Genomic DNA, 14,807 nt, shown 5'->3' with positions numbered 1-14,807 from the left:
GCAAGGTGCCGAACATTTTTTTCTTCCGCGTACGGCGGTCAGCTGCCTGGTACCACGGTCACCCAGTAACGCGTGCGCCGGTGCACCTTGAGCGGGAATGCACTTTCCAGCGCGGTCAGCGCCAGGTCGGTGTCGGTGATCGGGAACGCGCCGGAGATCTTCATGCGCGCTACGCCAGGGTCGCAGCTCAACAAGCCGGGCCGGTAGCGCGACAAATCCGCTAACAGCTCAGCCAGGGGTGTGTCGATGGCCACGACGCTGCCTTGCGCCCAGGCAGCAACGCTGGCGTCATTGGCGCGCAGCGGGCCAATGCCTTGGGCGTTGAACGCTGCCCGCTGGCCGGCTTCCAGGCGCATTGCGTAAACCCTGTCGACGGAAACCTCGACAGCTTTCTCCAGCACGGCCACTTCGCTGTGGTGGTCGTCGACACTGACCTGAAACTGCGTACCCAGGGCGAGGACACGGCCATCGCGGGTGTCGATCATGAACGGCCTGGCAGCGGGATCACGTGCAGTGGTGATCAGCACCTGGCCGCGCCGCAACAACAAACGCCGTTGCTGGCCATCGAAAAACACGTCCACCGCTGTGTCGGTGTTCATCAGCATCCGGCTGCCATCGGACAGTTGCACCGTGCGCTGATCACCGACACCCGTGCGGTAGTCGGCGGCCCAGGCCTGGCGAGTTTCGCTGCGCCAGCCAACACCACCGAGCACGCCCCCCCCCACCAGCACGGCCAGCCCATACAACACCTGGCGGCGGGTCTGCCCTGCGCCGAGCAAGGCCGAAGCGGCAAGACGCCCAGGCAAGCCGGCAAAGCGGTCGCTGACCGCCAGCATCCTCTGCCACGCCTCACGGTGCAGCGGGTCGCTGTCGTACCAGTCCTGCCAGCGAGCCTGCTCCTCTGTGCTGGCCGACTGGGTGGACAACTGCGCATACCAGCGTGCCGCCTCGCGCACGGCCTGGCGCTGGGCCGCGCTTGGCACGCTGCTCACTGGTCGTGCTCCCACTGCATCAGGCAGACATGCTCCATGGCCTTGGCCATGTGGTTGTTCACCGTGCGCAACGAGATGCCCAGGCGCTGGGCGATCTGCGCATAGGGCAGACCCTCAAATTGCGCCAGCACGAATACCTCGCGCACCTTGGCGCCGAGGCCGGCGAGCATACGGTCGAGCTCGACCAGGGTTTCGAACATCATCACCTGGGCTTCGGAGCTGGGCACGTGGGTTTCCGGCAAAGCGGCCAGCGCTTCGAGGTACGCCTGCTCCAACGAGCGACGGCGATACAGGTCGATCATCAAGCCTTTGGCCACCTTCGACAGGTAGTGCCGGGGGGCGCGGATGTCATCGGCGGTACGCGCCTTGAGTACCTTGAGGAACGTATCCTGCACCAGGTCTGCGGCATCGCAGTGGTTGCCCATACGCTTGCGCAACCAGCCAAGCAGCCAAGGGCTGTGTTCGACGTAGAGCGTGCCGACGGAGGCAGAAGCAGACGAGTCGGCCGACATGGGGGCTATCTCAAATAGGAATTGCTCTTATTATTGTTTGTGAGCGTGAGGACTGGCAATACCTGTGGTTGCGGGTTTATCCGTGAAGGCAGGTCATCAGATGGCGGCAGGCGCCTGCCGAAAAGGCGCATCAGAACGTTCTTAACCAACCAAGGATGGCCCATGGCGCTGACCAGCAAGATCACGACCTACGACCCCGCATGGCCGCAACAATACGAAGCGGACAAACTGCTGCTCGCCTTGGCATTCGGCGATGAGCTTGTCGCCATGCACCATGTAGGCAGCACGGCTGTCCCGCAACTTGCAGCCAAGCCTGAGATCGATGTGCTGATCGAGGTTTCAGAGCATCGCAACGAGGCAGCACGAGACCAGGTTTTGCTGACGCTGGGGTATGTACGCGGCAGTGACCTGTCGCAAGGGCACCATTTCTACCGCCGCAATGTTGGCGAGGTGCGAACCCACAAGATCCAAATTTGCAGGTGTGGTCACCCATCAGTCATCCAGATGCTGACGTTCAGAGATCTGCTCAGGAACGACGCCTCCCTTCGGCAGCGATATCAAGACCTCAAGCTTGAGCTGGAAGCCACCAATACAGGCGGTATGGCTGAATATCTGAAGAAGAAGGGGCCGTTCATTATCGCGGCGTTGCTTGAGGTCGATAGCAGGCGACGGTGATGGTCCGCTATGGGTCGATAGCAGCCAGTCGCGACCGGCTGTTTTCGACCCTTTGCGCTCGTTCGTGGATGACCTGAACCGGCCAATACCCGTCAGTCGAATGCTTACATGACCGGCTAGAGCAGAACCTCGCTAGAAAGCGCAGCGGATTCGGATGCTGACGGATAGTAATAAGCATCCGGCTGGGCAAGGTACAGAAGGGCACCTAAGCCGTCGCCTACCCCTTCACCTCAATAGAGATGGCGCAGGTCATGCTTGACCACCGCATCGACCACCAGGCTGGTGGCCTTGCCTAACAGGCCCGTACCGTTCATGTGCTCGGACAGCATCTTGGAAAAGGCTGGAATCTGCCTTTCGTCCAGGTGTGTTGCGCGATCCCACAAGCCCGCGGCCAGCAGTTCTGGGCAGTGCTGGAAGCGATAGCGCTCGACGTTCACGACGGTAGCGACCCGAGGTGGCTTGCCGTTGATTGCCAGTGGGGCGAGCAAGTTCGAGTCGCTGCTCAACCAGGCGCGTCCGGCCACGGATAAAACCGTGTCGGCGCCGGGCTGAAGGAAGGACAGGCGCAAGGCGCCATCGACGAGGATATTGCTCAGGCTGCAGGCAACCTTGTTGCCGGGGCGTTCCGGTACCAGCAGAGTGTGGCGATCCAGTACCTGGACGAAACCAGCCGGGTCACCTCGTGGCGACATCTCGGTGGCGTCGGCCTGGCGCTGCGTGAGCATCAGCAGGTACGGCGAGGCGGCGATAAAGGCCTGCGCTGGCTCGGACAAGGCCTGCCCTGTGTCAGCTAAAAAAGGTGTCGTGTACGCTCTGGCCCTCCAGAAATCGGCGCGTATCTTGGCTCGCGAACAGTGCAGGAACAGCGCCTCGGCGCGAAACTCCAACAGCTTTCCGGCTCGCAGAGAGCACCGGCCATTGGCGCGCAGGCTGAACCCCACGCCGGGCAGGATGAAATACAGACTGCAGGCCATTTCCTCTATCGGCTGCTGTGAGATCGCTTTGTCTGCCGGCCAGGGCAGCAGGATGTCCTGGCCCTCGGCCCGTAACACTGGATGGTGGCGCAAATCGAGGTACTCGATATCTAACCGCGGGTCGGCGAAGCCTACGGCGCAAACCGTCGCTTGGCGGATCATCAGCAGGCAGTGCTCATCCAACCTGCGCTGCAGGCGTTTGTGCATCATCGCCGGTGGTGGCGGAATCAGTGCGCGCAAGGCGCTTAACGATGCGATTCTGTGCTCGGGCATAGCAGGTCTTCCTGTGCCATGGTCGTGTCGTCGATGCTAGGCAGTCCGATGACGGCTGGCCATGGCTCTGCGGTTCAACCTGCATGGCTTTTGGTTGCAACCTGCACTTGCACGGCCGACGACTGGCCGCCACTCTGCACCGTGCGTTAGAGTCGTTACCCAAGCAACTACCAAGAGCAGGCCCGATGGTCAGAAGTACCACCGTATCGGCCGTCGCAGTGCTGGATCTGCACGACCAGTTGCTGAGTCTCGGCGTGGTCACTGCAACCCAGTTGCGGGAGGCCGGAGTGGAGGGTGCCAAACTTCTCGACCAGGGGGCTGCGGCATCGCCGATCCAGGAGCAGCGTGTCGACGAGACCCAGTTACTGGCGCTGTGGCAGTTCGCCGCGAACAACACGCATTTGCCGCATATCGGCCTGCTGATCGGACAGACCTTCAACCCCGCCACGCATGGCGTGCTGGCTAGTTGGTTGCGCCAATGCAGTCGGGTGAGCGAGGCGCTGGAAGTGTTCCAGCGGCATATTGCGCTGATGAACCCTTCGGAGAACTGGCAGTACAGTGAAACGGCAGATGCTCTGGTGCTGGAGATCACCTTCGCCCCCGGCAAAACCTACCCGCAGGCCGCCATCGAACGCAGCATGAGTGCAGTGCTGCGCTGGAGCCGGGAGATGACCGGCGTAGAGCTGCGACCTCTGGCCTGCGAGTTCGCTTTCCCATCCCCGCCCTACCATGCGCACTATGTCGAGCTGTTCGGCAGCGAGCTGCGCTTCGACAGCGAGAGAAACAGCCTCCACCTGCCGCGCGACTTCCTGCAGCATCCCATTCTCGGCGCCAGCGACTACCTGCGACAGATGCTGGCGTCTCGTGCAAGGGCGACACTCGCGCAGCTGCAAGACGCAGACACGCTTGCCGGCACGGTGCGTCGCTTGATTCTCGCAAGCCTGCCCGAAGCCATGAGCATCGAGCCAACCTGCCAGGCGTTGCACGTCAGTCGCACCACGCTCTACCGACGCTTGAAGGAAGAGGGCACCAGTTTCAGCGCGCTGGTGGCGGAGGTACGTCGCGAGTTGTCCGCGGAGCTGATTCGCCAGGGGCTGCCCGTAGCGAAGGTCAGCGAGCGGCTGGGGTTCAGGGATACCAGCACTTTCCACCGTGCCTTCAAGCGCTGGTTCGACCGCCCTCCGGGAGCCTTTCGAGACTAGCAAAGTCCTGGTTGCCTAGCTTTGCGCTCGCCCAAACATCCAGCTATGCCCAGACCCCACCAGGGCCTATGGCGGACTTCAATCCCTGCGACCCCTTTCACATGCCAGCATTCCCAATTCCTCCCTCACTGAGTACACTTGAGATAAGTTCTTATTTGCACCTGGTAATCTTTTTTAGGGAGGCGTGATGTCCACCGTTGTTCCCGATGGCACTGCGCACACCGGCCTGGAAACACTGTACCGTGAGCACAGCGGCTGGCTGCACGGTTGGTTGCGCCAGCGTCTGAACAACTCTGCCGATGCCGCGGACCTGGCCCAGGACACCTTCATCCGGGTGCTGTTGGCGCGCACCGCCGGCACCCTCAAGGAGCCGCGGCACTACCTGGCGACCATCGCGCGCGGGCTGACCATCGACCTCTACCGCCGCCGCAGCCTGGAAAGCGCCTACCTTGAAGCCTTGGCGCAGCAGCCGGAGCGTTATGCGCCCTCGGCCGAAACCCACGCCGCGATCCTCGATACCCTGATGGCCATCGACCGTATGCTCGATGGGCTTGGCCCGCGCACGCGGGCTGTGTTTCTCGCCGTGCAACTCGATGGCCTGAGCTACGAGAAGACCAGCGAACGCCTGAGTGTTTCGGTGAGCACCGTGCGCAAGCACCTGGCCCGCGCGCTGATGCATTGCCTGCTGGTCGAGGACGCATGAAGGCCATTCTCAGCGCGGCGGTGGACTGGTACGTGCGCCTGCATGACAGCAGTGTCGATGACGCCACCCGCGCCGCATGGCAAGCCTGGTGCATGGCCGACCCTCGCCACGCCGCAGCCTGGGCGCGCCTGGAGCAACTGCAAGGCCGCCTGGGCAGCGCGCCCCGCGGCGCCGCGCAGACCCTGGAGAACGCCCGGCGCGCCCGGCGCCATGCCGTGAAGGCACTGGCGCTGTTGCTCGGCGTCGGGGCCGTTGGTTGGCAGGGGTACCGGGCTTCGCCCTGGAGTGCCGACTATGCGACACGGATCGGCGAGCGCCGCCGACTGACCCTGGCCGATGGCACACGCCTGGACCTCAACACCGACAGCCGTGTCGATGTTCGCTACGACGCGGGCCAACGCCTGATCCAGCTGCAGCGCGGCGAGATCCTGGTGGAAACCGCCAAGGATGCGCGGCCACTCAGCGTGCGCACCGTGGCAGGCGACATCCTGGCCCTGGGTACCCGCTTCAGCGTGCGTCAGGACAACGACGTGAGCCATGTGGCGGTGGCCGCCCATGCCGTGGAGGTGCGGCCCAGCCGGGCGTCGCAGGTGGTGCGTATCGACAGCGGGTACAGCCTGAGTTTTGCCGCCGACCACATCGGCCCCCTACAACCCTTGGCCCCCGGTGGCCAGGCCTGGGCCGAGGGCATGCTGGTCAGCGTTGACTGGCGCCTGGACGAGGTGGTCCATGAGCTGGCGCGCTACCGCCCCGGTTATCTCGGCTGCGCGGGGGAGGTCGCCGGCTTGCGCCTGTCTGGCGCATTCAACTTGGACGACACCGACGTCGCCCTGGCCAGCCTGGAAGACGCGTTGCCGGTTCGCGCACGGCGCATGACGCGCTACTGGGTGCGCCTGGAGCCAATCGGCAAGGGGTAGGGGCCCACAATCGTGGAGGCCCGAGCCGGGAAGAGTGGTTGAAATCTCATTCGCTCTCAAGCATTCGAGAATTTTTCGCATTTGGGGTAGCAGATTTCCTTCGCTGCTTCGGCTCTTGATGGCGCGCGCATCAAGCGTGCCCAAGCCAACCCGAAACAGGAACCCTTTTTCATGTCCGCACGCCGTACCTCGCTAGCCTGCAGTATTCGTCAGGCGACCCTCGCACTGAGCCTTTGCGGCGCCGCGCTGGCGACCTCGACCGCCTGGGCCGCCGCGCAGCGCTACGATATCCCGGCCGGCAGCCTGGCCTCCGCGATCAGCCAGTTCGCCGCTGCCAGCGGCGTGACCATCAGCTTCAGCAATGACGAAACCAGCGGGCTGCATTCCTCGGGGCTGCACGGCAGCTTCGAGCTGGAGCAAGGTTTCTCCGCGTTGCTGCAGGGATCGGGGTTGCGCGTGCAGCAGGTGGGCGACAAGCGCTATGTGCTGAGCAAGGTGTACAACGACGGCGCCGTCGAGCTTGGCGCGACCAGCGTCGACGCCCTGGGCCTGGGCAGCACCACCGAAGGCACCGGCAGCTACACCACCGGTTCTGCCAGCACCGCGACCGGCCTGCGCCTGTCGGCACGCGAGACGCCGCAGTCGGTCAGTGTGGTGACCCGTCAGCAGATCGAGGACCAGAACCTGACAGACGTCACTCAGGTGCTCGAGCAGACGCCGGGCGTGGTCGTTGACAGCATGGGCCCGGCCGGCAGCGACGCCAACCATATCTATGTGCGCGGCTTCCAGGTCGGCAGCATCCAGGTCGACGGCGTCAACCGCCCCGACACCTTCGGCTTTCGCGACGACCTTGCCGACATGGTGTCGTACGACCGGGTCGAGGTGGTGCGCGGCGCCACCGGCCTGATGTCGGGGACCGGCGACCCCGGCGCCACCATCAACCTGGTGCGCAAGAAACCGACCCTCGAGACGCAGCGTAAGCTGACCCTCAAGGCGGGCTCCTGGGACAGCTACCGCACCGAGCTGGACCTGTCCGGCAAACTGTCGGAGAGCGGCCATGTGCGTGGGCGTTTCGTGGCGTCGACCACCGACAGCCAGAGCCATGTCGATCGTCAGTCGCTGGAGAGGCAGGTGGCCTACGGGGTGGTGGAATGGGATGTCACCGACAGCACGATGCTGACCGTGGGCGCCGAGTACCAGGAGATGGACAACGACGGCGCAGGCAACCACGGCTTCCCGATGTTCAATGCCGATGGCAGCCACTTCAATCCGTCGCGTTCGTTCAACTCGGCCTCGGACTGGAGCTACCACAAGCGCCGCACGAAAACGTTGTTCACCACGCTGGAACACCAGCTGGACAACGGCTGGCAGTTGAAACTGAATGCCGAGCACAGTCGCCGCAGCTATGACGACACCTTCGCCACCGCCGCCGCCGGTAGCGTCAAGCCCGATGGCAGCGGTATCAGCACCTGGACCGGGCGTTGGGCGGGCGAGCCCCGGCAGACGTCGTTCGACCTGTCCGCCAGCGGCCCGTTCGAGCTGCTTTCCCGCGAGCATCAAGCGTACCTCGGCGCCAGTCACTACCGGGCCTACTACCGTAATCCCGGTTACCAGCTATGGACGAGCCAGCCTATCGACAACATTCATACCTGGGACGGTTCGCTGGCGATTCCGGACGCCATCCACAACAAGTATTCGCAAGATGCGCTGGACGAAACCCAGGACGGCCTGGTGGCGTCGGTACGCTGGAGCCTGGCCGATGAGCTGTCGCTGATCACCGGCGCACGGGTGATCGACTGGAAACGCGACGAAACCGGGACCACTCTGTCAAGCGGCGCCACCACGCGCACCTCGCGCAGCGAAACCGGGGTTGTCACGCCTTACGTGGGGCTGGTCTACGAATTCGCCGAAAACTGGTCGGCGTACGCCAGCTATACCGCGATCTTCAAGCCGCAGAGCAGGCAGGATGCCAGTGGCGGCTACATCGAGCCGCTGGAGGGCGTGAACTACGAGTTGGGTATCAAGAGCGAGTTCTGGGACAAGCGCCTGACCACCGCCTTTAGTGTCTTCGAGGTGCAGCAGGACAACCTGGCCGTGGCCGACGGCGACAAGCTGGCACCAAACGGCGACCAGGCCTACCGCGCCGAATCTGGCACCAAGACCCGTGGTTTCGAGATGGAAATGGCGGGGCAGATCCTGCCTGACTGGCAGGTTTCCGCCAGCTACACCTATGCCCAGGCCGAGGATTCCGATGGCAAGCGCCTGCTCACCGAAGTACCGCGCGATACCTTCAAGCTGTTCACCAGTTACCAACTGCAGTCCTTGCCACAGTTGAAGATTGGCGGCGGCGTGCGCTGGCAGGGCATGGAGTACAAGAAGAACGCCGGCCCGAACAAGGAGACGTTCACCCAGGGCGCCTTCAGTGTGGTCGACCTGATGGCGCAGTACGCGTTCACGCCGCAGACCAGCGTCGCCTTGAACCTCAACAACGTGCTGGATGAGAAGTACTACTCCGCGATCGGCGGGCGCGGGTGGTACGGCACCCCGCGCAGTGCCACGGCAACGTTGGTCTACGCATTCTGATCCACGTCGGGCAGGTCTGGTGGCGCCCATGGCTGGGGCCACCCGACATACCGCGATGGACAGGCTCTGCGGCTGCCTGGTGCTACCAGCTTTGTGAATGAGGCTGCGGCTCTGGCAGCGTCGGAAACAACGGCAACACCTCCTCGGCCAGCTCCTGGATGATCTCCTGCGCCGGACGCCTGGCCATCTGCAATCCCAGCGCGGCGTGGTTCCCCCCGGCCTCGCGCCATTCCTCCAGCAGTTCGACCAGCCCATGGCGCCCTGTGCGCAGCACATAACCGCCCTGCAGGGGCGTTCGGGGAAAGTGCGGGTCTTCGTCCAGGTCGATCCATTCATTGGTCATGTGCGGGCGGAAACCGCCACCCGGTATCGCTTCGCGCCAGGCGCGGACTTTTGCCGCCAGGCGCAGCGGCCCGTGCCTGTCGTGGGTGGCGTGTGGGTAGGTGAGCCAGCCATCGGCATGTTCGCGAAAGGTGTCGGCGTTGGCGCCACAGGTGTTCGGGGTGGTGTTCATGACTGCTCCTTGGGTCAGCATGTTCACGGGCCGGTGGCCGGGGCGGGGAGGCGGATACCGCGTTGCACGGCCGGGCGCCGTTCGACCTGCCGGTACCAGCGCGTCAGGTGGCGGTGGGCGCTGAAATCAAAGCCCACCAGGGCTGCGATATGCAGCCAGGCGAAGGTGGCCCTGGACCGGCCCTGGCCGTCGCGTTTCGCCTATTACGTGGTCGCCCGCAGGGAGAAGCTCGAACGACCGCCGGTGCGGGCGTTCATCGACTGGCTGGCTGGGCAGCTTGTCGGTGGCTAGAGGGTAGGGGGCAGTATTTTTCCGGGTCGCGACTTTCACGATGTTGCCCCGCCGCTACTCCACTGCCTCCGCCAGCCCCTGGTCCTCACCCAGGAAACCACCGCTCTGATGCCGCCACAGCCGTGCATAGGTGCCGTTCCTGTCGAGCAGTTCGGCATGGCTGCCTTGTTCGATGATGCGCCCCTCGTCCATGACGATGAGCCGGTCCATGGCGGCGATCGTGGACAAACGGTGGGCGATGGCGATGACGGTCTTGCCCTGCATCATGTCGTCGAGGCTTTCCTGGATCGCGACTTCAACCTCCGAGTCCAGGGCGCTGGTGGCTTCGTCGAGCAACAGGATCGGCGCGTTCTTGAGCATCACCCGGGCAATGGCAATGCGCTGTCGCTGACCACCGGACAGCTTGATGCCACGCTCGCCCACCAGGGTGTCGTAACCGCTGTGGCCTTGCCGATCGCTCAGCTGGCTGATGAAACCATCGGCCTGGGCGTTGGCCGCGGCGCTGCGGATCTGCGCCTCGGTCGCTTCGGGGCGGCCATAGGCGATGTTGTCGCGGATGGAGCGGTGCAGCAACGAGGTGTCCTGGGTGACCATGCCGATGGCGCTGCGCAGGCTGTCCTGGGTGACCTGGGCGATGTTCTGCCCATCGATGCGGATCTCGCCGTCGTTGACGTCGTAGAAGCGCAGCAGCAGGTTGATCAGCGTGGATTTGCCGGCGCCGGAGCGGCCCACCAGGCCGACTTTTTCGCCGGGGCGAATGTGCAGGGTCAGGTCATCGAGCACCTGGCGTTCGCCGTTGTAGTTGAAGCTCACCTTGTCGAAGGTCACCGCGCCACCGCGGGTCACCAGCGTGCCGGCGTCGGGCGCATCCTGCACCTTGGGGCCGCGGGTCAGGGTGGCCATGCCGTCCTGCACGGTGCCGATGTTTTCGAACAGGGAGGTCATCTGCCACATGATCCAGTGCGACATGCCGTTGATCCGCAGGGCCATGGCCGTGACCGCCGCCACGGCGCCCGCGCCAACCTGGCCCTGGTGCCAGAGCCACAGGGCATAGCCGCCGGCCCCCAGGATCAAGCCGACCACCAGCGCCTGGTTGACGATCTCGAACTGGCTGACCAGGCGCATCTGGCGAAAGCCGGTGAGCTTGAAGTCCTCCATCGCCGCCCGCGCAAAGTGTGCTTCGCGTTTGGAATGGGAGAACAGTTTCACCGTGGTGATGTTGGTGTAGGCATCGGAGATGCGCCCGGTCATCGACGACCGCGCATGAGCCTGCTCCTGGCCGACCTTGCCCAGGCGCGGCACGAAGTACAGCATGGCCAGCCCGAACAGGGCACCCCAGGCAAGGAACGGCAGCATCAGTTGCAGGGCGAAGCCGCCGGCCAGGGCGATGATGGCGATGAAGTACACGCCGATGCCGGGCAGGACCTCGATCAGGGTGAACAACACCTCGCGCACGGCCAGCGCGGTCTGCATCACCTTGGTGGTGACCCGGCCGGAAAACTCGTCGGAGAAGAACGACAGGCTCTGGCGCAGCATCAGCCGATGGAAATCCCAGCGCAGGCGCAGCGGCAGATTGATCGCCAGCACCTGGTGCTGCATCAGGGTGCGCAGGGCCACCAGCACGATACTGGTCAGCAGGACGATACCGATGCTCCAGAGCACGCGGCTTTCCTGTTCGCTTGCGCCACCCGCCTGCCAGGCGGGAAGCAGGTCGACCACCTGGCCAAGGAAGGAAAACAGCCAGGCTTCATAGATCGACACGCCGGCACTGAACAGCGCGAGGGCCAGGAGGTACCCGCGCGCGCCCCGCGTGCAGGCCCACAAGAAGCGCAGCAGGCCTAGCGGTGGCGGTGGTATTTCATCAGGCGGGAAGGGGTCGAGCCATCGTTCAAAAACACGCAGCATGCTGGTCTCCGGAAGGGCGCGGCGTTGATCGGCAACGCCGTAGCGATCGTGCAACCATACCGCACATCGAGGTGTTCGCCTTGCCGCTCGTGTCCTCCTGAGGCCAGCTGCTGCCCAGTGTCATCTACCGCGATCGGTCAGCAAGGCTGCGCCGCCATCCGATTGGAGACGTTGCGCCCGAGCACCAGTACCGCGACAAAACCGCAGCCCACCAGGGCCGTGGCCAGGCTCAACAGCACCGCGGTACCGAGCTGATCGACAATGCGCCCGCCGAAGAACGAGCCCAAGGCGATGATCACCTGGAACATGGCGACGAACAGCGGCATGCCGCGTTCGACATCCTTGGGTGCCACCACGAACATCCAGATACTGGCGCAGGCCGGGAAGGCACCAAAGGCGAAGCCCCACAGCGCGATCAGCATCGCGGCGCCGGTCATGCCGGTGGCGAAGTAGGGGAACAGGGCGGTGCTGATGCCGATCATCAGGGTGACCAGCAACAGGGTGTGGCGCACGCTGCGGTTGGCGGCGAAACCGGCGAAGATGTTGCCGATCACCCCGGCCACGCCGTACAGCAACAGCAGCGAACCGATGGTCGGCCCATCGAAGCCGGCGCTTTGCTTGAAGAACGGTGCGACATAGGTATAGGCGGCAAAATGCGCCAAGCCGATCAGCAGTACCGCGATCAACCCGACCCGCGCTTGCGGATTGACGAACAGCGCCGGCAGGTCGCTGATGCGAATGGCTTTGTCAGGGGTGAGCCGCGGCAGCAGGAAGACTTGCGCCAGCAGCACCGGCACGCCTACCAGCGCAGTGGCCAGGAAGGTCATGCGCCAGCCCATCAGGCCACTCAGCCAGGTGCCGACCGGCACGCCCAGCACGGTGGCCAGGGTCACGCCGACCATGATGATCGAGGTGGCCTGGGCCACGCCCACGCCCTTGGGTGCCAGCCGGCCACTGAGGGCAATGGCGGTGGCCCAGAAACCACCGATGCTGATGCCCAGCAGCACGCGGCCGAACAGCAGCAGGCTGAAGTCGCTGGCGTAGGCCACGACGGCGTTGGCGAGGATCATGATCAGCGTCAGGCCGATCAGCAGGTAGCGACGGTCCAGGGCGCCGATGCCCACCGACAGCAAGGGCGCGGCGAGGGCGGCCATGATGCCGGGCAGGGTGACCATCAGGCCGGCCTGGCCGGCGCTGATGCCCAGGTCGCTGGCGACATCGTTGAGTACGCCCACCGGGAGAAACTCACTGGTGACCAGGGCGAAGGCGCCCACGGCGACCGAGAGAATCGCCAGCCACTGTTGGCTGACGCTTTGTTGACTGTGTTCGGGACGGCCGTGAGACGGCGGAGTGACACTGGGCATGGTGTTGGATTCCATGGGGGGATGCCGCCTGGGGCGGACCGGGGAGCGGAAAAAATGGTTGGCGATTATAAGAGACGGTTTTGCCAAGCCGACAGGCGGGGCGCTCGATAGTAATCATCAGCCTGATCGATGGTTGTACCGCGAATACGATCACCCCTGGCACGCCTGAACGCCCGTGGACGCTTGCAAAATACATATGGGGATCCGTATATTTGGATTTCCATATGTATTGGTGCAGCCATGATAACCCCGCCCGATGTGTTCAAGAGCCTGTCTGACGAAACCCGTGCTCGCGCCAGCCTGCTGATTGCCAGTCTCGGTGAGCTATGTGTCTGTGAGCTGATGTGCGCGCTGAACGACAGCCAGCCGAAGATCAGTCGCCACCTGGCGCAGCTGCGCAGCAGTGGCCTGCTGCTGGACCGCCGCCAAGGGCAATGGGTGTACTACCGCCTCAACCCGGACCTGCCCGCCTGGGTACACGAGATCTTGCAGGCGACACTGCAGGCCAACAGGCAATGGTTGGCAGAAAACACCCTGCGTCTGCAGAACATGGACGGTCGCCCCGTTCGTGACGCTGCCTGCTGCTGATCATCACTGTACGAGGTCATCATGCTGGTAGCGATTGCAGTCTTCGTTTTTACCCTCATCCTGGTCATCTGGCAGCCGAAGGGGCTTGGCGTTGGCTGGAGCGCAGCGCTCGGTGCCCTCATCGCCCTGGCGGCAGGCGCCGTTTCGCTGCATGACATCCCGACTGTGTGGGCCATCGTCTGGAACGCCACCGTCACCTTCATCGCCGTCATCATCATCAGCCTGCTGCTGGATGAGGCCGGTTTCTTCGAGTGGGCCGCGCTGCACGTGGCGCGCTGGGCAAACGGCAGCGGCTATCGCCTGTTCGCCTTTTGTGTGCTACTCGGCGCCGCCATGTCGGCGCTGTTCGCCAACGATGGTGCGGCGCTGATCCTCACACCTATCGTCATGTCGATGCTGCTCGCGCTACGTTTCTCGCCCGCCGCGACACTGGCCTTCGTCATGGCGGCCGGTTTCATCGCCGACACGGCGAGCCTGCCGTTGGTGGTCTCCAACCTGGTGAACATCGTCTCGGCCGACTACTTCAAGCTGGGCTTCAGCGAATACGCTTCGGTGATGGTGCCAGTGAATCTCGCCAGTGTGTCGGCAACCCTGCTGGTGCTGTTCCTGTTCTTCCGCCGTGATATCCCGAGACAGTACGCGCTCGCGGCCCTGAAGATGCCAAACGAGGCAATTCATGACCGCGCAACCTTCAAGGTTGGTGGCTGGGTGCTGCTGGTGTTGCTGATCGGCCTGTTCGCTCTGGAACCACTGGGTATCCCGATCAGTGCGGTAGCAGCAACTTGTGCAGCGATCCTGTTTACCGTCGCCGCCCGTGGCCACCGCATCTCGACCCGGCGTGTGCTGCGCGAAGCACCCTGGCAGGTGGTGATCTTTTCTCTCGGTATGTACCTGGTGGTATACGGGCTGAAGAACGCCGGCCTCACCGACATGCTCACCCACCTGCTCGACCGCCTTGCGCAGCAAGGGCTGTGGAGTGCCGCCATCGGCACCGGGCTGATCGCTGCATTGCTGTCCTCGGTCATGAACAACATGCCCAGCGTGCTGATCGGCGCTTTGTCTATCCAGGCCAGCGAGGCGCAAGGGCTGGTACGCGAGGCGATGATCTACGCCAACGTCATCGGCTGCGACCTCGGCCCGAAAATCACCCCCATCGGCAGCCTCGCCACGCTGCTCTGGCTGCACGTGCTGGAGCGCAAAGGCATGCGCATCACCTGGGGCTATTACTTCAAAGTCGGCATCCTGCTGACGCTGCCAGTTCTATTGATCACCCTTTCGGCTCTGGCATTGCGCCTCAGCCTCTGAAACCCGCCA

At 63.9% G+C, this 14,807-nt stretch carries 12 protein-coding genes and 1 pseudogene; 7 read left to right on the top strand and 6 right to left on the bottom strand.

What is annotated here, in order from left to right; genetic code table 11:
• Positions 1 to 38: 38 nt before the first annotated feature.
• Together LOY42_RS15135 and LOY42_RS15130 are read right to left on the bottom strand one after the other, a co-directional pair.
• On the bottom strand, positions 39 to 992 hold the full coding sequence (locus LOY42_RS15135; protein WP_139670739.1) for a FecR domain-containing protein: 954 nt from the start codon (positions 990 to 992) through the stop codon (positions 39 to 41).
• Entirely contained in the window at positions 989 to 1,504 is a 516-nt protein-coding gene (locus LOY42_RS15130; RefSeq protein ID WP_139670741.1) for a sigma-70 family RNA polymerase sigma factor, read from the bottom strand. The genes LOY42_RS15135 and LOY42_RS15130 overlap by 4 nt, the downstream gene beginning before the upstream one ends.
• Positions 1,505 to 1,666: 162 nt before the next feature.
• On the opposite strand from LOY42_RS15130, the gene LOY42_RS15125 reads away from it, so the two are divergent.
• Positions 1,667 to 2,179 (top strand): GrpB family protein, encoded by a 513-nt coding sequence (locus LOY42_RS15125; RefSeq protein WP_139670743.1) that lies wholly within the window; start codon positions 1,667 to 1,669, stop codon positions 2,177 to 2,179.
• 230 nt (positions 2,180 to 2,409) lie between these two features.
• Here LOY42_RS15125 and LOY42_RS15120 read toward each other — a convergent pair whose 3' ends face one another.
• Positions 2,410 to 3,426: a hypothetical protein gene (locus tag LOY42_RS15120; protein WP_258598156.1), complete on the bottom strand. Its 1,017-nt coding sequence runs from the start codon at positions 3,424 to 3,426 to the stop codon at positions 2,410 to 2,412.
• Between the two features lie 185 nt (positions 3,427 to 3,611).
• On the opposite strand from LOY42_RS15120, the gene LOY42_RS15115 reads away from it, so the two are divergent.
• The 4 genes from LOY42_RS15115 (at position 3,612) to LOY42_RS15100 (ending at position 8,831) form a co-directional block, all read left to right on the top strand.
• Entirely contained in the window at positions 3,612 to 4,628 is a 1,017-nt protein-coding gene (locus LOY42_RS15115) for an AraC family transcriptional regulator (protein ID WP_258598154.1), read from the top strand.
• A gap of 187 nt (positions 4,629 to 4,815) precedes the next feature.
• The gene (locus LOY42_RS15110) at positions 4,816 to 5,331 is read left to right on the top strand and encodes a sigma-70 family RNA polymerase sigma factor (protein WP_139670749.1); all 516 of its coding nucleotides are present in this window, start codon (positions 4,816 to 4,818) and stop codon (positions 5,329 to 5,331) included.
• Positions 5,328 to 6,248 (top strand): FecR domain-containing protein, encoded by a 921-nt coding sequence (locus tag LOY42_RS15105; protein ID WP_102684016.1) that lies wholly within the window; start codon positions 5,328 to 5,330, stop codon positions 6,246 to 6,248. The genes LOY42_RS15110 and LOY42_RS15105 overlap by 4 nt, the downstream gene beginning before the upstream one ends.
• Positions 6,249 to 6,419: 171 nt before the next feature.
• Positions 6,420 to 8,831, top strand: a complete 2,412-nt coding sequence (locus tag LOY42_RS15100; protein WP_258598151.1) for a TonB-dependent receptor — start codon at positions 6,420 to 6,422, stop codon at positions 8,829 to 8,831.
• Positions 8,832 to 8,913: 82 nt separating this feature from the next.
• Here the strand turns inward: LOY42_RS15100 and LOY42_RS15095 are convergent.
• From LOY42_RS15095 to LOY42_RS15085, 3 genes and pseudogenes are all read right to left on the bottom strand, one after another.
• Positions 8,914 to 9,294 (bottom strand): annotated as a pseudogene (locus LOY42_RS15095) (LLM class flavin-dependent oxidoreductase); the annotation flags it as partial.
• A gap of 396 nt (positions 9,295 to 9,690) precedes the next feature.
• On the bottom strand, positions 9,691 to 11,541 hold the full coding sequence (locus tag LOY42_RS15090; RefSeq protein ID WP_139670751.1) for an ABC transporter ATP-binding protein: 1,851 nt from the start codon (positions 11,539 to 11,541) through the stop codon (positions 9,691 to 9,693).
• Positions 11,542 to 11,678: 137 nt separating this feature from the next.
• Positions 11,679 to 12,905 (bottom strand): MFS transporter, encoded by a 1,227-nt coding sequence (locus LOY42_RS15085; RefSeq protein ID WP_258598148.1) that lies wholly within the window; start codon positions 12,903 to 12,905, stop codon positions 11,679 to 11,681.
• A 240-nt stretch (positions 12,906 to 13,145) separates the two neighbouring features.
• On the opposite strand from LOY42_RS15085, the gene LOY42_RS15080 reads away from it, so the two are divergent.
• Positions 13,146 to 13,493 carry a metalloregulator ArsR/SmtB family transcription factor gene (locus LOY42_RS15080; protein ID WP_102684010.1) on the top strand — a complete coding sequence of 116 codons (348 nt, stop codon included), beginning with the start codon at positions 13,146 to 13,148 and terminating at the stop codon, positions 13,491 to 13,493.
• 21 nt (positions 13,494 to 13,514) lie between these two features.
• On the top strand, positions 13,515 to 14,798 hold the full coding sequence (locus LOY42_RS15075) for an arsenic transporter (protein ID WP_258598145.1): 1,284 nt from the start codon (positions 13,515 to 13,517) through the stop codon (positions 14,796 to 14,798).
• Positions 14,799 to 14,807 lie beyond the last annotated feature (9 nt).

The organism is Pseudomonas sp. B21-023 (genome assembly GCF_024749165.1).
Taxonomy (GTDB): Bacteria; Pseudomonadota; Gammaproteobacteria; order Pseudomonadales; family Pseudomonadaceae; genus Aquipseudomonas.
This window is presented reverse-complemented; position numbering and strand designations above follow the sequence as displayed.

Bases quoted from the DNA above. Each gene is read 5' to 3' on its own strand.
- LOY42_RS15105 (WP_102684016.1), top strand. From the start codon at position 5,328: ATGAAGGCCATTCTCAGCGCGGCGGTGGACTGGTACGTGCGCCTGCAT.
- LOY42_RS15125 (WP_139670743.1), top strand. From the start codon at position 1,667: ATGGCGCTGACCAGCAAGATCACGACCTACGACCCCGCATGGCCGCAA.
- LOY42_RS15085 (WP_258598148.1), bottom strand. From the start codon at position 12,905: ATGCCCAGTGTCACTCCGCCGTCTCACGGCCGTCCCGAACACAGTCAA.
- LOY42_RS15075 (WP_258598145.1), top strand. From the start codon at position 13,515: ATGCTGGTAGCGATTGCAGTCTTCGTTTTTACCCTCATCCTGGTCATC.
- LOY42_RS15080 (WP_102684010.1), top strand. From the start codon at position 13,146: ATGATAACCCCGCCCGATGTGTTCAAGAGCCTGTCTGACGAAACCCGT.
- LOY42_RS15130 (WP_139670741.1), bottom strand. From the start codon at position 1,504: ATGTCGGCCGACTCGTCTGCTTCTGCCTCCGTCGGCACGCTCTACGTC.
- LOY42_RS15100 (WP_258598151.1), top strand. From the start codon at position 6,420: ATGTCCGCACGCCGTACCTCGCTAGCCTGCAGTATTCGTCAGGCGACC.
- LOY42_RS15115 (WP_258598154.1), top strand. From the start codon at position 3,612: ATGGTCAGAAGTACCACCGTATCGGCCGTCGCAGTGCTGGATCTGCAC.
- LOY42_RS15120 (WP_258598156.1), bottom strand. From the start codon at position 3,426: ATGCCCGAGCACAGAATCGCATCGTTAAGCGCCTTGCGCGCACTGATT.
- LOY42_RS15090 (WP_139670751.1), bottom strand. From the start codon at position 11,541: ATGCTGCGTGTTTTTGAACGATGGCTCGACCCCTTCCCGCCTGATGAA.
- LOY42_RS15110 (WP_139670749.1), top strand. From the start codon at position 4,816: ATGTCCACCGTTGTTCCCGATGGCACTGCGCACACCGGCCTGGAAACA.